A 23,390-nucleotide genomic window follows, 5' to 3' on the forward strand; every position below is an offset into this window, starting at 1 on the left:
AAATAGGAACACAGTGGGTAGTACAAGATTTACGCTTTCCGAGGGGCGTTAGGTGCGCACGTACTTAGGTAAGTTGGCTCACTGCAGGCTCATCTGATCGCGTCCGACTAGATCACAAAGAAACGTGATACTACCCCATTTCCTTTTAACCTCGATCCCGATCAGATTTTACTCTCACTCTAAATGAAATAAAAAAGCTTTCCAGTAAGAGATGTTGATCTCTTACTGGAAAGCTTTAGTTTGATTCTTATTTACGACGTTGACGATTACGCAAGAACGTTGGGATATCAAGTTGCTCATCGTGTTGATAAGTTTGTGGTTGTCTTGGTTCCGGTTGCTCGTAACGTGGCTCTTCGTATCTGCTTTGTGCTGGTGCTTGTTGTTGTATCGGTCTGCTTTCACGTTGACGTACATTACCTGCAACACCAGGGCCCCTGCTTGGTCTGCCTGGTGCTAGTTGCTCTTCGGTGAATCCAGTGGCGATGACTGTAACGATGATTTCATCTTTCAAGTCATCGTTAATCACTGAACCGAAGATCATGTTAACGTTTTCGTCAGATGCTGTTGCTACGATGTCAGCTGCTTCTTGTACTTCAAACAAGCTGAGGTTTGAACCGCCTGTTATGTTCATCAAGACACCTTTTGCTCCGTCGATTGACGTTTCAAGCAATGGACTTGATATCGCTTTTTTCGCTGCTTCTGCTGCTCTGTTTTCTCCAGTCGACATACCGATTCCCATCAATGCAGAACCTTTGTTGTACATGATTGTCTTAACGTCTGCAAAGTCCAAGTTGATCAAACCAGGTACTGCGATCAAATCGGAGATACCTTGAACACCTTGACGCAATACATTGTCAGCTTCTCTAAAGGCTTCAAGCATTGGTGTATTTTTGTCAACGATTTCAAGTAATTTGTCATTTGGAATGACGATTAGCGTATCAATAGCTTCTTTCATCGCTGCGATACCACCGGCTGCTGATGTTGATCTTTTTCTACCTTCGAAAGTGAATGGACGTGTTACAACACCTACTGTTAACGCGCCAATATCTTTAGCGATTTGAGCGATGACAGGTGCTGCACCCGTACCTGTTCCTCCACCCATTCCAGCTGTAACGAAGACCATATCTGCCCCGCGTAACGCTTCTTCAATTTGTTCTTTACTTTCTTCTGCTGCTTTTTTACCAACTTCAGGATTTGCGCCAGCGCCTAATCCTCTAGTTAATTTTTCACCAATCTGCAATTTCACTTCAGCTGATGAAAGCTGCAATGCTTGAGCATCTGTGTTTACCGCAATAAATTCAACACCTTGCACTCCATGTTCGATCATACGGTTTACAGCGTTGTTTCCACCGCCACCTACTCCAATTACTTTAATAACTGCTAGTGAATCTATGTTCATATCAAATTCAAGCATTGGTTTTCCTCCTCTAATTTAGCTACAATTGCCATGTGGTAAGTACTTTTATTCGAAGAAATTGTCGAACATTTTCTTAGCTTTTTTCATGAATCCTTCGCCTTTTTCTTTTTTAGGTTTTACAGCTTTAGGCGCTGGTTCAGAAACTTCATAAGTTGATTCATTTGATTGCGGCAGACTTGCTTGTCCTTCTTCATATCCGAAGAACACGTCTTCCATGTATGCATAACGAATCAAGCCGACCGCAGTGGAGTACATCGGCTCTCTGACACCTATATATTCTGGCGTGTATAGTCGAACTCTTGTCTTGAACACTTCACGAGCTAATTGTAACATCCCGTCAAGCTTAGCAGTTCCACCTGTAATGACAATCCCACCAGGTAAATCACGGATACCAGCCGCATATAGGTCTTCTAAAATCAGTTCAAATAACTCTTCCAAACGTGAACCGATGATGTCAGAGATAAAGCGTTGACTATATTGGTCTTTCGCATCTGACCCGACTACAGGCACTTCAAACAACTCTTCATCCGAAGCTTCCTCATAATAGGCATGTCCGTGTTGATGTTTAATCATTCTTGCTTGTTCAGTTGGAGTCTTCAATACGATAGATAAATCCTTCGTGATATGATCTCCACCAACTGGTAGTACAGATGTATTGATTAGACGATTTTCCGCGAACACGGAAACTGTAGTAGAACCACCGCCGATATCAATAAATGCCGTGCCATGATACATTTCATCTTCAGATAATGCGAATGTACCTGCAGCCAATGGTTGCAAATAAATTTCGCGAATTTGAAGTCCTGCCTTTTCTACACATCGTAAAATGTTATGTAGTTGAGTTTTAGATGTCGTAATTAACGTTGCATCCATTTCCAATCTTACACCCATCATACCACGAGGGTCTGTGATTTCGTCATAATCATCTACAATAAATTGCTTAGGCACTAAATTGACAAATTCTCTTTCTTGCGGCACATTCATCACTTGTGAAGACTTCATGACTCTTTCCAAATCGTCATCCGTAATTTCTCGATTTTCTGAGTTTACAGCGACTACACCTTTAACATTTTGGAACTGCACACCATTTGCAGGGATGCCGAGTACTACCTCCTCAATTTTCAAACCTGTCATTCGCTCAGCCTGTTCGATCGCTTTGCGAATCGATTGAACGGTGGCATCAATATCAATAATTGTTCCTTTACGAATACCTGCCGATTGCACATTCCCTACACCAATTACATGCAAGGAGTTATTATCCATCTCTCCAATTAACACTTTAATTGTGGATGACCCTATATCTAGTGATACATACTTAGTTGACTGACTCAATTATTGACACCTCCTTAATTAAACTAGTAACTTCCATTCTATTGTATTATGCACGCTTTGTCTAAATATTTTCAACACCCTCTTCTATTAAATTGTAAATATTACGTATTTGCATTAGTTTTTTTGTTGTTTGAGGTCCGTTTCGCAAGTAAAATTCGACGGATTACCGCAATATTTTGGAACAATCTCACACCAAATGCGAAGACTGCAGCTAAATATAGATCAACGCCTAAATGTACACCTAAGAACGCAAGTGCTGCAGCTAGAAGGATATTAAAGAAAAATCCTGAGACAAATATGCGATCATCATATACTTGTTGAAGATAGGCTCTGATTCCACCAAATAGTGTATCAAATGCAGCAAGAATCGCAACAGTTAAGTAGTTATTATATTCTTGCGGTATCTGTATATCCGAGAGCAAACCTAGTGAAATGCCAAGGAGTAGCCCAAGTAAGGGTAGCCACATATTGTCATTGCTCCTTTGTTTGTTCTTTTAAATATCGATTTTCAAAACCACCCGTCCAGCCTTGTAATGCAACATTCTCGGTCGGTTTACTAATGGTCAAAATGAAGTCATCCAGATAAAATTCATCTTGTATCGTTGTTGACAACAAATGATTATACAACTTTACACTGTCTTCAAGTGTAGCGGACACAATTTTAATTTTAAAAGGAGGTGTAGAAACAACTTCTCCACTCACTGTTAGCTTCCCGTTAATATCACGTATCCAACTGAGTGTCGTAAAACGTTTACCGTCAATCTCTAACTCATTCCCTTGATGCTGATTGACCACATTGATAAACCAAGACAATAGCTCTGTAGAAACTGGCTTCAGTTCGTAACCGAACGCGATACTCTCTGGCGAGGGAGCAACTTCAATTACAAATCCTGGACCCGTGGTCGGCATAAAGCCCGCTTGTGTATATAACTTGTCCAGCGTATGCTGTAAAACCTCTTCCGTGCTTTCATTCGTCAACGCTGTATAGGATGAAAGCGTTTGGTCAACTTCACGAATTTCCTCTAATAATTCAGAGTGGATTTTCTTTTCTTTAGACAATTCTTTTCGGATAGCCCACAGATCACGTGTATCACGAGCTGGTTCTGTATTTAAAGAATTATATTGTAAAGCTAATACAAAACCAACTATACATAGAATCAATGTGAACTTCCAGTTTATTTTTTCTTTCACACTACCCCCCCTCTATTCATCAAACTATTCATCAAACTTCGTCACGAATCGCCGATAATTTTATTTCTTTCATTTCTTCCAACGTTACGACAATATTATCTCGTACCAATCCGTCAATCACGCTACCTTTTAATTGCATAGCAGGGACCAATACATTCGGGTCACCTACTGCTTCTATTATAAAAGGTGCTGGAAAGGTTCTACCGTCGATCATAATTACAGGGCCTGTACACTTTATGTATGAATTCGAATTGATACGCTGTCCATTGATCGAAAGGCCTTGAGCACCCGCAATTTTCAATTCATTGATGACGCGCAACACATGACTTTCATGGACGATATAATCATTTGGGTTTTGGACAGATGGATCGTAGTCAGCGTCTTCGAGTGTCACTTTCACTCCTGCTCCAGTAGCTGGCATCACACCAAGCAACAATCGCAAATCTCGCGCTTTTTCTACAAGAACAGCATGATTTTCTTCTTGGTTAGAAAAGTTCTCCTCAAACTCTTGAATCTTCCGCTGTTTTTCAAGCAATTCGTTCGTTAACTCTTTATTGCGTTCTTGTTGTGTGATTAAGTCTCCCCGATACTGCTCTTCTTGTAAAAATAAATCGGTTTGCACTTCATCTAGTTCTTGCATATGACTACCAACTGTCCGATAGGAAAACGCTAACATGAAACCGAGGACAAGAAAGACGACCGAAAATAGTAATTGCTTACCGCGTTTTTCTCTAGTTGCCTTCCGATTCTTGTTCACTTTCTCCCTCCTGTCCCACTTCGATTTCTATCGGTCTTTCTTCAACCTCTACAGGTTTCCCTACTGGTCCGTCTTCCTTTAGGAGCTGTTGTTCAGGTTCTTTATAATAGTCTGTATACGTTTTGAAGTACACGCCGATTTCTATATCCAATATGCCTTTTTCTTCTTTCGGCAATTGAGCGATGATGTCTGGATAATACGACATTTTATCTGCAAAGCTAAGGATTGCAGCATGTACTTCATAACCATCATTCATAAACGCTTCTATTTTATCGTCGCCTTTATAACGAAGCTCTGATATTAACTGGAATACAGAGTTGTCCATTTCTTGAAGTTGCTGAATCATTCGTTCAATAACAGCAGACTCTGTAAATCCAGAAAGTATAGGAGCGTGTAAAAGCGCTTCTGGATCTTTTGTTTCCATCCGTTCTCCATTTTCTAACAACAAGTCAAATTGCGTTTTATTCTCTATATACGCAACCGGCTTCCATTCTGTAACCTTAATCGACACATCGTTCCAATACTCCCTACTTACCGACACTTCTTTCACACCAGTGATTTTTAATAAATTCTTTTCGATATCTCTTGTACGAAAACTCCAAAATGATTGTCCGGTGTATAATCCACTCTGATTTTTATAAGACTCACTATCATTCAAGGTCGTATGATTAATAGAAATGTCGTGAACGTCACTTAATGGCGATTGGAAGTACAGCAACGCAAGAAGAACGAGCAAGAAGATTGCTACAAGCAAAAGAAACTTTTTATTCGCTTTTCTTTTTCGTTTCTTGCGCAAGGACGGAATCCGATCTTCAATATCAATCACTTTATCCACCTGCGTTCTCCTCCTATCCCGTCTTTTTCCCTTTCGAGAAATGTAAAATAGTTCCAACCGCTAACCACGTGGTCAGTAACGAGGAACCACCATAACTAATGAATGGCAACGTAACACCAGTCACGGGTAACAAACCTGACACAACACCCATATTTAAAAATGTTTGAAATATAATCATGGAGATCATACCTGAAACAATCAAAAATGAATTCCAATTCGTTAAACGAATGGCAATTCCAAAAGCCGATGCTAACAACAATACAAATAGTAAAACAATCGCTGCCGCACCGATAAAACCAATTTCTTCAGCAATGATAGAAAAAATAAAATCATTTTGTGGCTCAGGTAAATACAAAAACTTTTGTCTACTATTCCCAAGACCATGTCCGAATAATCCACCGGGCGCGATAGCAAATAAAGATTGAATACTTTGGAATCCTGTACCTAGCGGATCATTCCAAGGATCAATATAGGACTTAATACGATCCAAACGGTAAGGTGCAGCCAAGATCAAACCGATAAATGCTATGAGGCCCGAGACAAAAAGAAAGATAAAGAATGACAACGGATAACCCGCCAAAAAAAGAATGACAAAAGCAGAAACTATCATGATGACGGCTGAACCTAAATCTGGTTGCAACATAATTAGTGCTGCTGGCAATAATATCAATATAAAATGTTGCCATTGCCATGACTTTTTCTTATCCCTTTTCATACCACTCGCCAATTTCCCAAGTAATGCTACCTTTACGAACTCGGCCGGTTGCAAACTAATTGGACCAAGCGCGATCCAGCTTTGGGAACCATTTCGAACAACCCCAATTCCCGGTATCAATACCGCCACCAACATCAAAATAGAACCAATATAACAATACGTCCAGAATGTTGGATGAGACGTTAGGGGGCTTCTGTAAAGCACATACGCTATCGTCAATGAAATAACCATATAAACCGCTTGCTTGACAATGAAGGGAGATGAACTCTGATAATGAACTTCACCCCAATAAGATCCTGCTGATTGAACAAAAACCAATCCAACCAGCGACAACAGCAACGCAGATATCAAAAAGACCGCACGATATGTTCTTTCCAGCGTTCGCATCCTTCCGTAAATTAATCAGTCATTTCCCCATTATACGCTTCAAGTTTTACAAACTATTTACAATTTCATTACTGCATGAATAAATTGATCTCCACGGATTTCAAAACTTGGATATTGATCCCAACTCGCACAACTTGGTGATAATAAGATCACATCATCTTCGCTACTTGACTCATACGCTACTTTCACGGCATCCTCCATCGTAGTGGCCAGCAATGATTGTGCAACTCCACATGATTCAGCAAACTCGGCAAAACGCTCGGCAGTCTCTCCAATCGCTACGACGGTTCGTATATTTTTCATATACGGTCGCAACTCTTCGAATGAGTGCCCGCGTTCTAACCCACCTGCAATAAGAATAATCGGTTGTTTGAATGAAGTTATTGCACTTTTGGTAGCTAATGTATTCGTAGCTTTCGAATCATTATAGATGGTGCGTCCATTAAACTCTCGCACAAATTGCATTCGATGTCGCACACCTGTAAATGAACTCAAGACATTTTCAATAGCAGTCTTTTCACATCCCTTAAGAATAGCAGCAGCAGTTGCCGCCAATATATTCTCCAAGTTATGACGACCTGGCAATTTAATCTTCCTCGTCGAAATGAATGGTTCTCCTAACCAGTAAATCCACTCTTCGTCTGCTGAAATCCCCTCAACCATTTTGCCGTTTACCGAAAAAGGGACTTTTCGAGAATTCATAGTGGCCACAGACGTTTTAACGACTTCTTGATCATTATTATAAATCAAATAATCTTCTGCTGATTGATTGCGAGCTACTTGTAATTTAGCATCTAAATACTCATTAGTAGTTCCATGATAATCAAGATGTGCTTCGTATAGATTCGTGAAAATAGCAATCTTCGGTTTAAAGTTCTCCGTCCCCGCTAATTGAAACGACGACGCTTCAAGCACTATGACTTCGTCGGACATTGCTTTTTCGGCTACTGTACAAGCGACTGTTCCTATATTACCCGCAATCAAAGGTTTTTTCTTACCTATATTCAGCATGTGATATAGCAGTGTAGTCGTAGTTGTTTTACCATTTGAACCTGTAATGGCAATAATCGGCGCTTCGCTAATTAGCCACGCCAGTTCAACTTCCGTCCAAATACGAAGCTCCCGTTCTACCGCTTGCATGATCAATGGATTACTATAAGGAATTCCTGGATTTTTAACTATAACGTCAAATCCACGTTCTAACAAATCGCTTGGATGACCTCCGCCAATCACTTCAATGCCTAGCACCTGAAGCGTTGCAGCTTCTTCATTGCCTTCAATAGGTTTCGCATCATTGACCACTACTTCCGCACCTAGACGATGAAGTAGTCCCGCTGCGGCAACTCCACTTTTTGCTAAACCAACTACGAGTATTCGCTTCCCTATAAATTGCTCTGTATTCTTCATTTACATGACCTCCAAAAAGACCGGTACAAGGGCAGCCAATAAGGCAACTCCCCAAAATACGATAACGACTTTCCATTCTGACCAACCTGATAATTCGAAATGATGATGAATCGGACTCATTTTAAAGACACGCTTTCCCGTAAGTTTAAAACTGATAACTTGAATAATGACAGAAAGTGTTTCAACTACAAAGATAATACCGATCACAAGCAATAACAACTCTTGTTTGATCAACACCGATAACATAGCTAGCGCTCCACCAAGCGCTAGTGAGCCAGTATCTCCCATGAACACTTTAGCTGGTTTGATATTAAATAATAAAAATCCAAGCATCGAACCAGCTACAACAAATGCAAACAGTGCAATATCATTTTGCTCATAGATTAAAGCGAAAACACCAAACGTTGCAAAGGCAATTGTCGAAGTGCCGCCAACCAGTCCATCCAATCCATCTGTTAAATTGACCGCATTTGAAAAGCCTACGAGCCAAAATATTAAGAATGCCACATAAAATACGCCGAGATCCATACCTAGATCTGTAAATGGTATAGTAACCACTGTTTCAAATGGACCTAACTTTAGTAAAAAGAAAGCAACAATGGCGATGATGATTTGCCCTATTAGTTTCTGCAATGAAGTTAATCCTAAGTTACGTTTTGCAATGATGATTATAAAATCATCTAAAAAGCCAATGAAACCAAATCCTAGTAGAACGATTAATAGTACAATCGTATGGGTTGTCAGCGTATCATTTATGTAAGATAAGGTAAGTGTTGAAACCAATATGGATATAAGGAAGATCAGCCCGCCCATTGTAGGAGTACCCGCTTTTTTCTTATGCGCTTCCGGGCCTTCTTCTCTTATACTTTGACCAAATTTCAACCTTCTAAGTAATGGGATGATGATCACCCCGACAATCGCTGAAACAAAGAATGCTACAGCGATTGTGGTGACTGTCGTACCGAGTGTCATGATATGTTCTCCTTCTACTTTCAATTCCTTCACAGCAAATGCACTGTGGGTGCTATTCAGAATACAGGTGAATGGTATCTTCCACGGTCATTAATGTATGTGGGGCAGGCAATTGACGAATGACTTTTTTACCTTTACCATGCCACTGCATGTTGAACGTGTAATTTTGAGCGAGTAATTCCTTTTCGCTCATGCCGAGTAAATCTGGCGAACGAAATGTAATCGCATCGCCCCATCTATATTCCTTCTCAAGTTGTTCTTTTCTTCTTTCGATTTTTGCAATGGAAGCTGTTTCTTCAATAATTCGTCCAACAATAGGTGCTGCAATGACACCACCAAATTGAATAGAGTTTTTCGGACTATCCACTGCTACATAGACTAATAATTCAGGTTCATCGGCTGGTGCGAACCCAATAAATGATACGATATAATCACCGTCTTTATAGCGCCCATCAACAACCTTTTGAGCAGTTCCTGTTTTCCCACCAATTCGCAATCCATCCGAAAATGCGTTTCGCCCCGACCCATTGGCCACTACGGATTCTAACGCATGTCGTACTTGTTTAGATGTCTCTTCACTGATGACTCGTCTTTTTAATTCTGGTTTGAATTGTTGCAGCGTCTTACCTTCGGAATCTTTTATCTCTTTTACGATATACGGTTTGTAAAGATTGCCTCCATTGATGGCAGCAGCTACCGCTTGAACTTGTTGAATGGGTGTAACTGAAATTCCTTGACCAAACGCAGTAGTCGCTTGCTCTACAGGTCCGAAAGCTTCTTTTGTAAACAAAATCCCTTTTGCTTCACCTGCGATACCTGATTCAGTCGAAGCACCAAAACCAAAGGAACGAATATAACGATCCAACTTTTCACTACCTAAGCGCTGACCCATCGTTATAAAACCTGGGTTACAAGAATTCTCCACCACTTCAAGGAAGGTTTGATCTTTATGTCCTTCACGCTTCCAACAACGCAAACGTGCATTTGCGACCATTGTATAGCCTGGATCATAAAAGCCTTCATTCTCTAAGTTTATGACTTTCTCTTCCAAACTAGCAGCTAATGTGACAATTTTGAACGTAGAGCCCGGTTCATAAGTCATCCAAACAGGTAAGTTCCTATTATAAATTGTAGAGTCCGCCGATTGGTAATCTTTCGGATCAAAACCTGGTACAGATGCGAGTGATAGTAACTCTCCAGTTTTCGGATTCATAATAATAGCTAGCGCTTGCTTAGCGTCGTACTTCTCCATCGCTTGGATGAGTTCACGTTCCACGATTTGCTGCATCTTTAAATCGATTGTTAACAGAAGGGAAGACCCTTCCTTTCCATGTTCAAAACCATCTTCAACATGAGGCAAAGGAATTCCTTTTGCATCTGTAAACAATCTGATTTTATCACCTACACCACTTAGAATCTCGTCATATGCATACTCAATACCAGCTAGCCCTTTTCCATCATATCCAGTAAAGCCAATCAATCGCGCTAGCAATTCATCATATGGATAATTCCTGACAAAATCAACGCCTACATAAAGACCTGCTACTTGTAGTTTCGTAATTTCATCTGCTTGTTCTTTCGTGATATTTTTGGCTTCAGGTGCCAGTTTCACCATGTATTCTTTTTTCTTCATTTTTTCTTCCAATAGTTCTGGAGAAATGTTAAGAATTTTAGCAATAGCAGGTATCGAACTTGATATGTCTGGGTTTTGAGATGGCATGAAATAAAGCGTAGGTGCTAATTTATTCCCGACTACTAACTGGCCGTTACGATCCATAATATCACCACGCATAGCCCCAAAAGGAATTTCACGATCCCAATTTTCTTTCGCTTTTTCTTTTAACCACTCATGTTTAATGATTTGCACATGGAATAATTTGCCGACAACGAGCAACATACTGATGAAGAATATGATGAAAGTTGCTCGTAAACGCTTCTTCGACTGCATATCAATGAAAGACCGCAATGACTCACTACCTTTGTTTTTCTACTAAGGTATGTATTCACTATGCACCCTATTCATTAGCCGCCAATAATTTGCACTTCATCCTCTTCTAGTTGTTGCGCTCTAGATTTCTGCTCATTGTATTGTTCTTCCGGTGTACGCATCTCAATAACGATTGGATCCGTTGCACTTACCTTTGTTCCTTCAGTTACACTTTGCCCTGTGACATATCCTTCTCCATTGATACGAATATCAAGCTTCGAAAGGTGTTTAAATGTTAGCACCATTTTTTTAGACCAACCTTTGAAGTCAGGAAGCGTCGTTTCACCTTCCGTTTTCAATAGTACGATTGCATTTTCAACAAGTTTGGCATCCGCTACAGGGAGTTGTTCAGTGACAAGCCCACCTTCACCGATGATGACAGACTCAAGACCATCTTGTTTAATCATTTCCGTAACCGTTTCTGCATCTTCGCCGACATAGTCTCCAATAATCACTACGGGCGCCTCTGCTTCATCGGCAGGCGCGATATTTAAATACTTTAAACTGTTTTCCATAATCGGATTAAAAACTTTTGAAACAGGATCTGAACCTACCTCACCTGCTTTTAATTTCGGTTGTTGAACCGTTACATAGATCAATAATTGTGGATCATCAATTGGTGCCATTCCTAGGAATGAGTATAAATAATTTCCGAAACCGGACATATAACCCTTGCCTACTTTTTTCGGAATTTCTGCTGTACCTGTTTTCCCTCCTACTTCATAATTGGGAAGATAATATTTTTGTGCGGTACCATGTTTTGAAGTCACAGTAGTAGCTAAGATTTCACGTACTTTTTTCGCTGTTTCTTCCGAGATAGGTTTTCCGCTTTCTTCTGGTTCATGATTTTCTAATACTTTATTTGTATTTGGATCTATTATTTGATCAATAACATAAGGCTTCATCATGACACCATTGTTTGCAATTGCTGATGCTGCTTGAATCATTTGTAACGGTGTCACGGTAGAACCTTGACCGTATGATGTAGTTAATCGTTCAGCTGCATAATTATCTAAGACAACACCACTCGCTTCCTTCGGCAAATCAATACCTACAGTTTTTCCGAAGCCAAAATCATGAATGTATTCAATAAACTTTCGGTCGCCTATTCTTTCTAGTAAATAAGCCATGGCTACGTTAGACGAACGTTGTATTCCTTCGAGAAAGGTGATTGTTCCCCACCCGACTTGATTGACATCTCGAATCGTCTGATCATAAATTTTATAAGATCCAGATTTAAAATATGCATTTGGATCCCATTTGTCTTCTTCCATCGCAGCAGCAAGTGTGAACATTTTCATCGGTGAACCTGGTTCAATCGTTTGTTCCACCGCATCATTTAACCAGTTCTCTGTCAACCCTTCTCTAGTCATCGGATCGAATGTTGGTCGTTGACTCATAGCTAAAATTTCACCAGTCTTCGGATTAGATACAAGCACTAGCATTTTTGCCGGTTCGTACTCTTCCTCTACTCGATCCATCGCTTCTTCAACAAAGTTTTCAATCGTTTTATCAATGGTCAATTTGATAGTGTGACCATCTTTAGGCGCTACCACTTGCTTACTCGCAGTCGGCAGTATATATCCCCACCCATCGGATAAATAGTTTACCTTGCCGTTAACGCCTTTCAATTGCTCGTCATACGTCTTTTCAAGCCCCATCTTACCTTTTGTTACGATTTTGTTATCTTCCGTTTCTACCTTTTGAGCAAATCCAACTAAATATGATGCAAAGCGGCCATTCGGATAAAAACGTTTCTTACCTTCTACAAACAAAATACCCGATAATTTTTTACTATCGAGTTCTTCATTCATTTTCAATACCGTCTCACGGCTTAAATCTTTACCCGCACGACCAAATTCGATTTGCCATGTACCCGGTTTAGCATTTTTCATTTTATCGTAAATTTCTTTTTCTTGTAGTGGGATATACTTTGCCAATACCTTTGCAGTAGCTTTATAATCCACAACATGATATTTTTTCTTGCTATTTTTACTAGCTTTTTCATTCAATACAGCGACTAAGTGGTAGCTCAACGTGTCTGATGCTATCGCTTGATCATTACGATCGACAATTGCCCCACGATTCGCATACAACTCCGCTTTCTTTTCGTATTGACTAGCAGCAATTTTCGCAAGTTCTTTTCCATCCACTTGGCCTGTCAGCTGAATAAAAAGAATTCTGCCGAATAATACAAAAAAGAGCCCTCCGAATACTACAAACATTAGAAAGGCTCCCCACTGAAAGCGAAACTTCTTCATCGTCCAGGCACGACCTTGACATTACTTTCGTTAAGATTCAGGCCACTCTGTTGTGCTTTTTTCCAAATGCGCTCGTGTGTTGATTTATCACTCACTTGGATAGACAATTCCGTATTTTGTTTTGTAGTTTCTTCGATTTCAAAATTCATCAATTGTACTTCTTTATTTACAGCGTTTAATTCAGAATGCGTCTGTAAAAGTATAGTAGAAGATCCAATTGTAAATGCTACAAATAAAGTGAACAATATCTTTTCACCTTTGGAAAAACGTTTTTTTATACGACGAACGGCTGGTTGCTCTGTTTCAGTCGGTTGAACGATCTCTGGTGTAAATGAAGTGTATAGTTTACGTTGTTCTAATCCCATGATTGGCATCCCCTTTTCTACTTTTTCTCAACAATCCGTAGTTTTGCTGATCTAGCTCGTTTATTATGCTCTATTTCTGCATCGGATGGAATGATTGGTTTTCTCGTAATAAGTTTTAAATCTGGTTCCATTCCTTCAGGTATGATTGGTAAGTTTGGTGGTAACTCCGGCATCGACGTCGCTTCTTTAAAAATCGTCTTACATAAGCGATCTTCTAACGAGTGGAAAGTGATAACACTGATTCTGCCTTTTGCACGCAGTAAAGTAATCGCATCCGTTAATGATTGCTCGGCTGCACCGAGTTCATCATTCACTGCAATACGAATTGCTTGGAAGATACGCTTCGCTGGATGGCCACCGGTTCTCCTTGCAGCCGCTGGAATACCCATCTTGATGAGTTCTACTAACTCCCCTGTCGTACGTATAGGCTGTTCCTCGCGTGCTTGCTCAATTTTTCGAGCAATCTGTTTAGAAAACTTCTCTTCACCATAACGGAAGAAAATTCTCACAAGATCAGCGTATGACCAATCGTTAACTACTTCATATGCCGTTAATGGCGCTGTTGTATCCATCCGCATATCAAGTGGAGCGTCATGGTTATAACTAAAACCTCTTTCTGGTGTATCCAATTGCGGTGAAGAAACTCCTAGATCATATAGGATGCCGTCCACTTCTGTAATACCTAACTTCACTAATTCACTTTTCAATTGTTTAAAGTTCGCGTGAACAAAATATACTTGTGCCGCGTACTTTTCTAGTTTGTTCTGCGCCGCTTCAATAGCTGTCATGTCTTGATCAAAGCAGATTAATTTTCCATTGGACGAAAGAAGTTTGACGATTTCTTCACTATGACCGGCTCCACCAAGTGTGCAGTCTACGTAAATGCCATCTTCTTTTACATCTAAGCCTGTAACGGCCTCATGCAATAAAACTGTTGTATGGTTAAACAAAATTACATCGCCTGCTTTCAAAAATCAAAATCAATAAGGTTTTCTGCAATGTCATTAAACGATTCCTCTGATTCCTCGTAGTATGCTGCCCAAAGTTCCGCAGACCAAATCTCAATACGGCTAGATACACCAATAATGATACAATCCTTCTCAATCTTCGCGAACTCAAGCAAATTAGCAGGAATATTTACTCTCCCCTGCTTATCGAGATTCGCTTCCGTAGCTCCTGAGAAAAAAAATCGAGTGAATGCTCTTGAATCTCGTTTTGTGACCGGCAACGCTTTCAATTTCTCTTCAAGCTTTTGCCATTCATTCAGCGGGTATCCAAATAAACAATTATCCAATCCACGGGTCAAAATAAAGCCATCTGCCAATAGTTCCCGAAATTTTGAAGGAACAATGAGCCGGCCCTTCATATCAATTGAATGTTGATACTCACCCATGAACATATCATTCACCCCACTGTATGAAATAATGTACCACATCCCCCCACTTTCCTCCACCCACTAGACCATTTTTCTTTGCTTATTTCTCAAAATGTGTCAATAGTACTTCTTTCTCTATAATTTCGAGCAATTCCGCTTAATTTATTCATGATACCAAACGTTTTTCAGACTTTTTTAACGTATTTAAAAAGTCTTACGCAGAAAGATGTCTTTCGTATCACTAAAAGACATTTTTTAACTTAAACCATCAAAAAACTCCCACTTGGATTAGTGGGAGTTCGGTGAATAAAAATATAAAAAAAGATACTTCGTGAGCAGTTCGGGATTTACGCTTCAGAAGGGGACACTTTTTCTGAGGGCGTGCCTCTTCTTTCGATTCAATCCTAAAAGTAGACTATAAGTAGTTTGAGTACACATTGTAGCATCCAAGTGATTCATTGACTGCCCTTTACTTTTAAAGTTCAAATGATAAAATTGAATCTTCTACGCCTACAAATAAACCAACTGATGTGATCCGTCGAAGCTGTAAGGTTGTTTTAGTAATTCGTCGATGAAGTCTTCACCAAATTGGTTGATGAAGAAGTACGGTGAATATAGGCGTTCCTGTAAGGATCCGTTTGGAAACAGTTGTTCATTTAGCGTATTGTATCTCGTATTTTGAACATGGTTCTTCAATAAAGTCGATTGCTCTTTCTTTTTTTTCAAATAGTCAAATTGACTTGTATGGAACTGAAGATTTTTTTCTAGCAATGGCAACATGGCGGGATCTGTTGACTCCAAGTGCCTTTGAATTTTTGCATACTGTGCTTCGAGTTGTTTTTTGGTTTCTGTTAGCATTTGAGTAAACATTTCATCCCGTTGCTCATTCAACCATTTTTCTTGAAACTCGGGTACTCGGTGAGCAAACACTTGATTAATCGTTAACTCGGTGCGCTTCATTGCTTCTTGCGCTTGCCTTGTCATTAGCGTAATCGATAATCTAGGTACGATTACGGGCATCTTAATCCCCATAATGTGAAAAGCCTGTCTTAATAATGACCAATACGCGATTTCGCCTGGGCCACCGACGAATGCTAGTACAGGAAATACTAAGTCTTGCATGATAGGTCTTGTTGCAACGTTATTACTTAACAGCCACGGTTGTTCGACTGCAATCTTGTGCATTTCTTGCTCTGTAAACGACAACCCGGACTGTTCATTGACAAACTTACCGCCACTTCTTTTTAACAACACTCTACCCGTATCGTGTACATAAAACAGATTAGCATCTTGTTCTTCAGATTCAATGGGCTTATTATATCCCATCGAATGCAATTGTTGTTCTGTAGTATAAATACTTAACGCCATAGTTGGAGCATTCTCAATCATCTGCGAGAAATACGCTGATTCTAATTGACGTAACGGCTTATATGCAGCATCTATTAACAGCAAGCCATGTTTTGCAAATAACTGATTGATGAGTGACGTGAAGAAACCCGTATACGTTTGCTGTTCTTCAGCGGATTGCAACACACCACGCAATAACTTTTGCGTGTAAGGTGTCTCACCATAACTTTTGAAAATCTGCCGAATATAAGCAGCCATTTCTTTTTGGTCATAGACCGCATCTGAAGCCATCGTTTTCAAAACGATCGGTTGCTTATATTGGCGTTTCATTGCTTTTCCATGTTCCGCGGTATATGTATGATTGATTTCATTAATATCGTGATCTTCTCCAGCAATCCAAAACACCGGAACCACAGGTTTGCCAAGCAAATCTCTTTGTTGACGAGCTAATAAAATGACAGAAATCGCTTTATGAACGGAATATAAAGGACCAGTTAAAACACCTGCCTGCTGTCCACCTATGACAACTAAAGCATCGGAAGAAAGTTCTTTTATATGCTGCGCAGCTAGTTCAGAGATTCCGAATGGTTGCATATATCGTTCGATAACAGAGGACACTTCTTCCCTTTGAAATATACGCATTGCCAGTTCTTCCGCTCGTTTTTCGTACCCTGCAGTTGTCACTTCATAATCAAAAAAGCTATGAAAAAAATGCGGATCATGTGTATAGGCTTGCATTAATCTATTCTTTCTAGACAATTCAATTATGTCAAGTTCCATCTAACAAACTCCTTTATGTCGAATACTACCGCAAGTATATCATCTCATTTAGACAGGTTGAATTGATACGCTTACAAGGCTTCAGATTGCTCGAAGTTACCGTATGATCTGCAGCGTGATACCGATTAGGATTAATAAGAAATAAGCGCATGCCATAAGTAGAAAATACGCTCTCCACGCCTTCCGTAATACAAGAATGATGCGGAATTCTTTCGCTTTAGAACGTTCAATAGTTGCTAGAATAATGGCTACTATACAAAATAAAGCTACTATATAAAATACAAACCACTGATCCCAAATGGCACGAAGTAGAATTAAGACGGTAATCACGAAAAAAGGAGTAGTTACATCTACCGCCCAGCCAAATCGTTTAGACTTTTTAATACGGATTTTTTTTGCAATGATCAATAATAAAATTAAAATTAGAAACGGAAATAATAATAATCCGCTAAGTATCGTCACCATCATTCGCTATTTTCACCCCCATTTATACCTAGTAACATATTCTCAAGCAGTTGCAAAACTGGAGCATGCCCTCCCCTTTGATTGATTTTTCGCAATACTGCAGTGATGATTGTTTCGATTTCCATCGTATTCCCTTTTAATCGATCTACCAACATGGAAGATTGATTAAACGATGTCTTACGGCAAACCTCCGCAATATCATCATAAACAAGAACATCTTCAACTTCCGGAAAATTGCGAAGCAACTCCTCACATAACTGACAGAACAACATATGAATTGGGGGATTATCAAGCAATTGTCCATTCCTCACTTGTAATATTGCCGTCAGTGGATTGATTGCGCAATTAATCAGCACTTTTCTTAGAAGAAGTTTTTCCGCGTCGCCTTGTGTCTGAATCGGGAATTTGTCCGATTCGATTGCTTGTAACCATTCGATTGTCGGTGCTATTTTTTCATTCGTAGCAATGATGATTGGACCGACTCCATTATGACGGACGGTGTGTTCATTTACACGCTGCGCACCGTGTTCAACCGTAGCAAATGATACATGACCAAGTCTGTATTGATCAATAATCGATAAATGACCGATACCATTTTGAATAAATAGTAAGTCTGGTTGTTTTGGCAATGCGCTAATCGTTTGTAAAACCTTATGTAAAGCATCATATTTCACTGCAATGATCCATAGTGCATCAGTCGGTAATTCTTCCGGATTGACGACTGCCTGTACATGGACATTATGTTCAGGAACCGTATCACCTTGTCTTGTCAAGCGACTTCGTAATTGCCTAACTTGTTTTTCCCGCCGCACCCAAAATATTACATCCGCTTGATGTTCTGCTAGATAAGAACCAATCAGCAAGCCTATCGCGCCCCCACCTACAACTACAAACTGCATAATTTTCCTCCTTAAAAAAGAGACCCATCAAAGGCGTCTCTTGATTGATTCTATTATACAGGATAGACGGGATGTTTTCTCGAAGTTTTCTTGATTTCTTTCGTTTCATAGTATGCGAATCTAGTAGCTAGTACACTACGAAGATTATGTGGTGCCACAATTTCATCAATGATTAACTCAGATGCCATTTTGTAAATATCAATTTCCTGTTTATACTCTTCATGTTTTTCTTTAATAAACGCTATTTTCTCTTTAGGATCGGTAATCGCTTCTATTTTATTAGAGTAGACCGCATTGACAGCCGCTTCAGGACCCATGACAGCGATTTGAGCCGTCGGAAGAGCGATACAGACATCCGGTTCAAATGCAGGTCCCGCCATCGCGTATAACCCCGCCCCATATGCCTTACGGACGATTACAGAAACTTTTGGGACCGTAGCAGAGCTCATCGCCATAATCAGTTTCGCACCATGGCGAATGATTCCTTGTCGTTCTACTGTCGTTCCAATCATGAATCCAGGTACGTCCGCTAAAAATAACAACGGAATGGAAAATGCATCACAAAGAGTGATAAACTTCGTCACTTTATCCGCTGAATCAACGAATAGAACGCCACCTTTTACTTTTGGTTGATTCGCAATAATACCGACTGGTCGACCATCAATACGAGCAAGTGTTGTGATGACTTCTGCTGCAAATAGTTTTTTTATTTCAAACAAGCTATTTTCATCAACCAATTGTTCGATCGCTTCATACATATCAAACGGTGCGTTTTGATTCTCCGGGATAATTTCTTCCAATGAGCGACCTTCTTTAGCGTCCTGAGCTTTCGTAGGCTTACTCAGCGTTTCGTGATTCGCTGGGAAGTAAGATAAATAGCGACGCGCTTCAACGATTGCTTGCTCTTCATTCTCTACTAGAACATCTCCACAACCACTGACTGTACAATGCATACGAGCGCCGCCCATTTCCTCAAGCGTCACTTTTTCTCCTATAACTTTTTCAGCCATTCTTGGTGACCCTAAATACATTGACGCATTTCCTTCAACCATAATCACAATGTCGCAAAATGCAGGAATATACGCCCCACCCGCAGCTGACGGTCCGAATAAAATACATACTTGCGGGATCATTCCCGATAATCGAACTTGATTATGGAAAATACGGCCTGCCCCTCGGCGATTCGGGAACATTTCTAATTGATCTGTTATACGCGCACCCGCAGAATCTACTAAGTATAGTATAGGAACCCGTAGCTTTTCCGCCGTTTCTTGAATACGGATAATTTTTTCAACTGTCCGCGCACCCCAAGAGCCCGCTTTGACCGTTGAATCATTAGCCATGACACATACTGTCTGACCCCCAACTCTACCCGTAGCCGTTACAACACCATCTGCAGGAAGATCGTCTGCTTCACAATTGGCGAACTTACCGTCCTCGACATACTGTCCCTCGTCAAACAGCAAGCGTAGACGTTCTCTGACGAACAACTTCCCTTGTTCTTCTAATTTCCGATGATATTTTTCAGCACCGCCCGCCAAGACGCGCGCAGTGATCTCTTCTAATTTTTTATTATATGCTGTATTTGTAGTATTGTTTGTCAAGAAACTCTCCACCTTTCGTTACGACTGGATTGTAACCAATACATCTTCCTCGTTTACAAAATCACCTTCTTGGCCATTGATCGCTGTAACCGTACCATCCACTTCAGCTTCCAATGGGATTTCCATTTTCATTGACTCTAAGATGATCACGACCTGCCCCTTTGTAACCAAGTCCCCCACTTTCACGTCTATCGAAAAAATAGTACCTGCCATCGCTGCTTTAACTTCTTGCATACAATCACTCCTCAAATTGTAATGGCCCTACTTTTGATAAAAATGTTATTACAGTAAGTGTAGCTTATTTGCGAAACCGTTTACAACCGAAATACATAGTAGACCCCGATAGTATATGCTATTCGGGGCCTAAACTTTACTTTGCTTTAGTTAAAAACCGTTGTACCGCTTCATGATGGGCATCACTTTCCCATAGTACGGAACAAACACGCGCTTCTTCTTGCATTGCTTGCTCGAGATCATGTGCTTTCCACTTTCTCGTCGCGATAGATTTATAGGCACGATGTACATTGCGATGAATTTTAAGCATTGGTGCTAAAAATTCATCTAGCGCTAATTGAGCATCCCCATCATAGACATCAGTAGCCCAACCAAGATCTTTCAACTCCATTGCTGAATGAACGCTCGCTCTGCTAGTTAACTGAAGAAGTTGATCATGCGGTGCATTCTTCTCGAATAATAATGTAGCACCACCCCACCCCGATGTAATCGCCAACGTCCCTTGAATGAAGCCTGCTTTTGCATGTGTTGCCACTAAACGATAATCACAAGCAGTAGCTAACTCACAGCCCCCACCTACAGCTGTACCGTTTACTAAAGCAATAGTTGGCATCGGTAAAGTAGCAATTCTATAAAGAATACTCGCTCCTCTACTCAACATCGGCCACGCATCTTCCGCTGTCCGGAATCCGTGGAAGTCACTCAAATCTCCACCAGAACAAAATGCTAACTCCCCTTCACCTGTGATGACTGCAAACGAAATCTGCGGATCATCTTGGATTTGTTCTAGAAACGCTTCCAAACCTTCCATGATTTCATAGTTTACCGCATTACGCATAGCAGGTCGCTCGATTGTAAAGTAGGCAATCGATTGATCAATCACGATCGTATAAGACACAAAAACTCCCCCTTTTTATGTAGCATACCATTTTTACTCAAAACAAAAAAGACTACCTTGAGCCATGGCCTCAAGGTAGTCTTCTAAACGCTGAGCTAAATCTAAATTATTCGCCTACAACGTCTTTTCCTTTGTAGTGTCCGCATGATTTGCAAACGTGGTGTGCCAATTTCATTTCGCCACAGTTGTCGCAAGTAGTCATACCTGGCGCTTCAAGTTTCAAATGAGTTCGACGCATATTTTTCTTCGTTTTAGAAGTTCTTCTCTTTGGTACTGCCATTGGGGGGCACCTCCTTATAAGTGTTTACTCTTTATCGGATTCAAAAAAATTAGCCAATCCCGCTAAGCGAGGATCCACTGTTACTTCTGCTTCTAGCCGTTGCGCTTCCAACTCTTCATCAGTTGTATAGGACCACCCTTTACCTTCTACCTGTTGCATGTCATCTGCTAATTCGCAAAATACTTGTAACGGGATTTCAAGTAATATAAGTTCTTCCAATACAGGCGTAAAATCGATTATTTCCCCTTCAACTGGATGAATTTCATCATCTAATTGAAGTGTCTCTTCGTCCCAACTGAATTGCTCAATTGATTCTATAGAGAAAGGATAAGCGACGTCTTCCCACGTACGTGCACAAGGCAGAGTCATTGAACCTTCTAGCCGAAGCTGGCATGTTAACTTTTTTTCACCAATTGAACATGTTCCACTTACTCGAACAGGCTGAATTGCCCTAATTTCTTCATGCCGTTTTTTAACGGAATCTAAATTAACTACTTCGTCAAGCAGTAGCGGGCCTTGCCTATGTTTCCGTAATTGATGAATGGACCATTTCATGTCTATCACCTCAAGACAACAATGTTGATTATAGTATTTAAAATAAAGGATGTCAAGATATTTTCTTGTCACTTCAATAAGCTTAACGTTATAATTCATTATACGCAAGTACAAAGGAGGATTTCATTGCTAGCTACCGGAATTGTAGTCGAATATAATCCATTCCATAATGGACACTTATTTCATTTACAACAAGCGAAAACGCAAACAAACGCTGATATAATAATCGCCGTCATGAGCGGACAATTCTTGCAAAGAGGAGAACCCGCTATTGTCGATAAATGGACACGAGCTGAAATGGCTCTCGCGAACGGGGCTGATCTAGTCGTTGAATTGCCCTATGCTTTTGCCACTGCCCATGCGCCACAATTTGCAAAAGGAGCGATAGAGCTTCTTGATGCACTTCAGTGTGACTATTTTTGCTTTGGCAGTGAGGAAGGGTCCATTGCACCTTTTACCAATAGCCTAGATTTGATTCATTCACAATCACAGGTGTATGAACAAATGATACAAGATGCGATGAAGGAAGGACTTAGCTATCCGCGGGCATTGCGTGCAGGCTATGAAGCGATCTCGCAGCATACCACTTTACCATTGGCTAATTTATCGGAACCAAATAATATTTTAGGTTTTCATTATATGCAGGCGGCACGTGAAATTCATTCATCAATGATTCCTGTGACAATTGAGCGAACAGGTAGTCATTATCATGATTCTTCACTACCCGTGGATTCTATAGCAAGCGCAACAAGTATTCGGAATCAGCTATTACAAAGTCATTCAACGTCAGACGTAGAGCCATTTATGCCGGAGTCCTCTTTTCAATTACTGAAGGACTGGACGACTCGACATGGTTTTCAGAGCTGGGATCTACTCTATCCCCTTTTGCGTTACACTATTCTTCGCGAAGAACCACAACGTCTAGCGGAAATTGCTGACGTAACTGAAGGTATTGAGTTCTCATTGTATAAAGCAGCTAAAGAACAAGCGACTTTTCACGGCTTCATGCAAGCTGTTAAATCTAAGCGTTACACATGGACAAGAATCCAGCGTATGCTTGTCCATATATTAACCGGCTACAATAAATCTACTCGTGAGGAGATTAACAGCCCTTCTTATATTCGTCTACTCGGTATGTCACAATCAGGAAGAACGTATTTACGTAGCGTAAAAAAACAATTGCCGTTACCACTTGTTAGCAGAGTTGCCTCGTTATCTGATCTATCGTTACGAACAGATAATAAAAGCACAGATATTTATCTATGCGGCATCCAGTCCGCACCAGCACCAGGTCTAGATTACCGCATGCCACCTATTATGCGGTAAC

23 protein-coding genes are annotated in these 23,390 nt (G+C 40.4%); 1 reads left to right on the top strand and 22 read right to left on the bottom strand.

The annotated features are described in order from the left end of the window. Positions 1 to 247 precede the first annotated feature (247 nt). From ftsZ to CSV79_RS01210, 22 genes are all read right to left on the bottom strand, one after another. Positions 248 to 1,414: a cell division protein FtsZ gene (ftsZ, locus tag CSV79_RS01105; RefSeq protein ID WP_099687185.1), complete on the bottom strand. Its 1,167-nt coding sequence runs from the start codon at positions 1,412 to 1,414 to the stop codon at positions 248 to 250. Between the two features lie 48 nt (positions 1,415 to 1,462). Beyond that, positions 1,463 to 2,749 (bottom strand): cell division protein FtsA, encoded by a 1,287-nt coding sequence (ftsA, locus tag CSV79_RS01110; protein WP_099687186.1) that lies wholly within the window; start codon positions 2,747 to 2,749, stop codon positions 1,463 to 1,465. 101 nt (positions 2,750 to 2,850) lie between these two features. Further along, the gene (locus CSV79_RS01115; protein ID WP_099687187.1) at positions 2,851 to 3,216 is read right to left on the bottom strand and encodes a small basic family protein; all 366 of its coding nucleotides are present in this window, start codon (positions 3,214 to 3,216) and stop codon (positions 2,851 to 2,853) included. A gap of 4 nt (positions 3,217 to 3,220) precedes the next feature. Next, positions 3,221 to 3,940 carry a DUF881 domain-containing protein gene (locus CSV79_RS01120; protein ID WP_099687188.1) on the bottom strand — a complete coding sequence of 240 codons (720 nt, stop codon included), beginning with the start codon at positions 3,938 to 3,940 and terminating at the stop codon, positions 3,221 to 3,223. Between the two features lie 31 nt (positions 3,941 to 3,971). Further along, complete coding sequence (locus tag CSV79_RS01125; RefSeq protein ID WP_233201330.1) at positions 3,972 to 4,697, bottom strand: DUF881 domain-containing protein; 726 nt, start codon at positions 4,695 to 4,697, stop codon at positions 3,972 to 3,974. After that, positions 4,672 to 5,532 carry a cell division protein FtsQ/DivIB gene (locus CSV79_RS01130; RefSeq protein ID WP_158232438.1) on the bottom strand — a complete coding sequence of 287 codons (861 nt, stop codon included), beginning with the start codon at positions 5,530 to 5,532 and terminating at the stop codon, positions 4,672 to 4,674. Before CSV79_RS01130 ends, CSV79_RS01125 begins: the two co-directional genes overlap by 26 nt. A 13-nt stretch (positions 5,533 to 5,545) precedes the next feature. After that, on the bottom strand, positions 5,546 to 6,634 hold the full coding sequence (gene ftsW, locus CSV79_RS01135) for a putative lipid II flippase FtsW (protein WP_099687190.1): 1,089 nt from the start codon (positions 6,632 to 6,634) through the stop codon (positions 5,546 to 5,548). Positions 6,635 to 6,691: 57 nt separating this feature from the next. After that, a complete protein-coding gene (gene murD / locus CSV79_RS01140) occupies positions 6,692 to 8,041 on the bottom strand; it encodes a UDP-N-acetylmuramoyl-L-alanine--D-glutamate ligase (protein ID WP_099687191.1) in 1,350 nt (449 codons plus the stop codon). Continuing rightward, entirely contained in the window at positions 8,042 to 9,013 is a 972-nt protein-coding gene (gene mraY / locus CSV79_RS01145) for a phospho-N-acetylmuramoyl-pentapeptide-transferase (protein WP_099687192.1), read from the bottom strand. 52 nt (positions 9,014 to 9,065) lie between these two features. Further along, positions 9,066 to 10,961: a penicillin-binding transpeptidase domain-containing protein gene (locus CSV79_RS01150; RefSeq protein ID WP_099687228.1), complete on the bottom strand. Its 1,896-nt coding sequence runs from the start codon at positions 10,959 to 10,961 to the stop codon at positions 9,066 to 9,068. Positions 10,962 to 11,035: 74 nt separating this feature from the next. Beyond that, positions 11,036 to 13,225, bottom strand: coding sequence for a penicillin-binding protein (locus tag CSV79_RS01155; protein ID WP_233201331.1), 2,190 nt, complete (start codon positions 13,223 to 13,225; stop codon positions 11,036 to 11,038). Positions 13,226 to 13,257: 32 nt separating this feature from the next. Further along, complete coding sequence (gene ftsL / locus CSV79_RS01160; RefSeq protein WP_099687194.1) at positions 13,258 to 13,626, bottom strand: cell division protein FtsL; 369 nt, start codon at positions 13,624 to 13,626, stop codon at positions 13,258 to 13,260. 17 nt (positions 13,627 to 13,643) lie between these two features. Then, positions 13,644 to 14,576: a 16S rRNA (cytosine(1402)-N(4))-methyltransferase RsmH gene (gene rsmH, locus CSV79_RS01165; RefSeq protein WP_099687195.1), complete on the bottom strand. Its 933-nt coding sequence runs from the start codon at positions 14,574 to 14,576 to the stop codon at positions 13,644 to 13,646. A gap of 17 nt (positions 14,577 to 14,593) precedes the next feature. Then, positions 14,594 to 15,025, bottom strand: coding sequence for a division/cell wall cluster transcriptional repressor MraZ (mraZ, locus tag CSV79_RS01170; protein WP_099687229.1), 432 nt, complete (start codon positions 15,023 to 15,025; stop codon positions 14,594 to 14,596). A gap of 486 nt (positions 15,026 to 15,511) precedes the next feature. Next, positions 15,512 to 17,128 carry a bacillithiol biosynthesis cysteine-adding enzyme BshC gene (gene bshC, locus CSV79_RS01175; RefSeq protein ID WP_099687196.1) on the bottom strand — a complete coding sequence of 539 codons (1,617 nt, stop codon included), beginning with the start codon at positions 17,126 to 17,128 and terminating at the stop codon, positions 15,512 to 15,514. Positions 17,129 to 17,224: 96 nt separating this feature from the next. Beyond that, positions 17,225 to 17,596 carry a DUF3397 family protein gene (locus CSV79_RS01180; protein ID WP_099687197.1) on the bottom strand — a complete coding sequence of 124 codons (372 nt, stop codon included), beginning with the start codon at positions 17,594 to 17,596 and terminating at the stop codon, positions 17,225 to 17,227. Continuing rightward, a complete protein-coding gene (locus CSV79_RS01185) occupies positions 17,593 to 18,492 on the bottom strand; it encodes a ketopantoate reductase family protein (RefSeq protein ID WP_099687198.1) in 900 nt (299 codons plus the stop codon). The genes CSV79_RS01180 and CSV79_RS01185 overlap by 4 nt, the downstream gene beginning before the upstream one ends. A gap of 53 nt (positions 18,493 to 18,545) precedes the next feature. Further along, complete coding sequence (locus tag CSV79_RS01190) at positions 18,546 to 20,048, bottom strand: acyl-CoA carboxylase subunit beta (protein ID WP_369824898.1); 1,503 nt, start codon at positions 20,046 to 20,048, stop codon at positions 18,546 to 18,548. 66 nt (positions 20,049 to 20,114) lie between these two features. Next, positions 20,115 to 20,330, bottom strand: a complete 216-nt coding sequence (locus tag CSV79_RS01195; protein ID WP_099687200.1) for an acetyl-CoA carboxylase biotin carboxyl carrier protein subunit — start codon at positions 20,328 to 20,330, stop codon at positions 20,115 to 20,117. A gap of 136 nt (positions 20,331 to 20,466) precedes the next feature. After that, entirely contained in the window at positions 20,467 to 21,228 is a 762-nt protein-coding gene (locus CSV79_RS01200; RefSeq protein WP_099687201.1) for an enoyl-CoA hydratase/isomerase family protein, read from the bottom strand. Between the two features lie 106 nt (positions 21,229 to 21,334). Further along, positions 21,335 to 21,508, bottom strand: coding sequence for a 50S ribosomal protein L32 (rpmF, locus tag CSV79_RS01205; protein WP_099687202.1), 174 nt, complete (start codon positions 21,506 to 21,508; stop codon positions 21,335 to 21,337). Positions 21,509 to 21,532: 24 nt separating this feature from the next. Then, positions 21,533 to 22,063 (bottom strand): YceD family protein, encoded by a 531-nt coding sequence (locus tag CSV79_RS01210; protein WP_099687203.1) that lies wholly within the window; start codon positions 22,061 to 22,063, stop codon positions 21,533 to 21,535. 126 nt (positions 22,064 to 22,189) lie between these two features. Between CSV79_RS01210 and CSV79_RS01215 the strand changes: the two genes are divergently transcribed. Further along, positions 22,190 to 23,389, top strand: a complete 1,200-nt coding sequence (locus CSV79_RS01215; protein WP_099687204.1) for a nucleotidyltransferase — start codon at positions 22,190 to 22,192, stop codon at positions 23,387 to 23,389. Position 23,390: the final 1 nt, after the last annotated feature.

Source organism: Sporosarcina sp. P13, assembly GCF_002743055.1.
In the GTDB taxonomy this organism is placed as follows: Bacteria; Bacillota; Bacilli; order Bacillales_A; family Planococcaceae; genus Sporosarcina.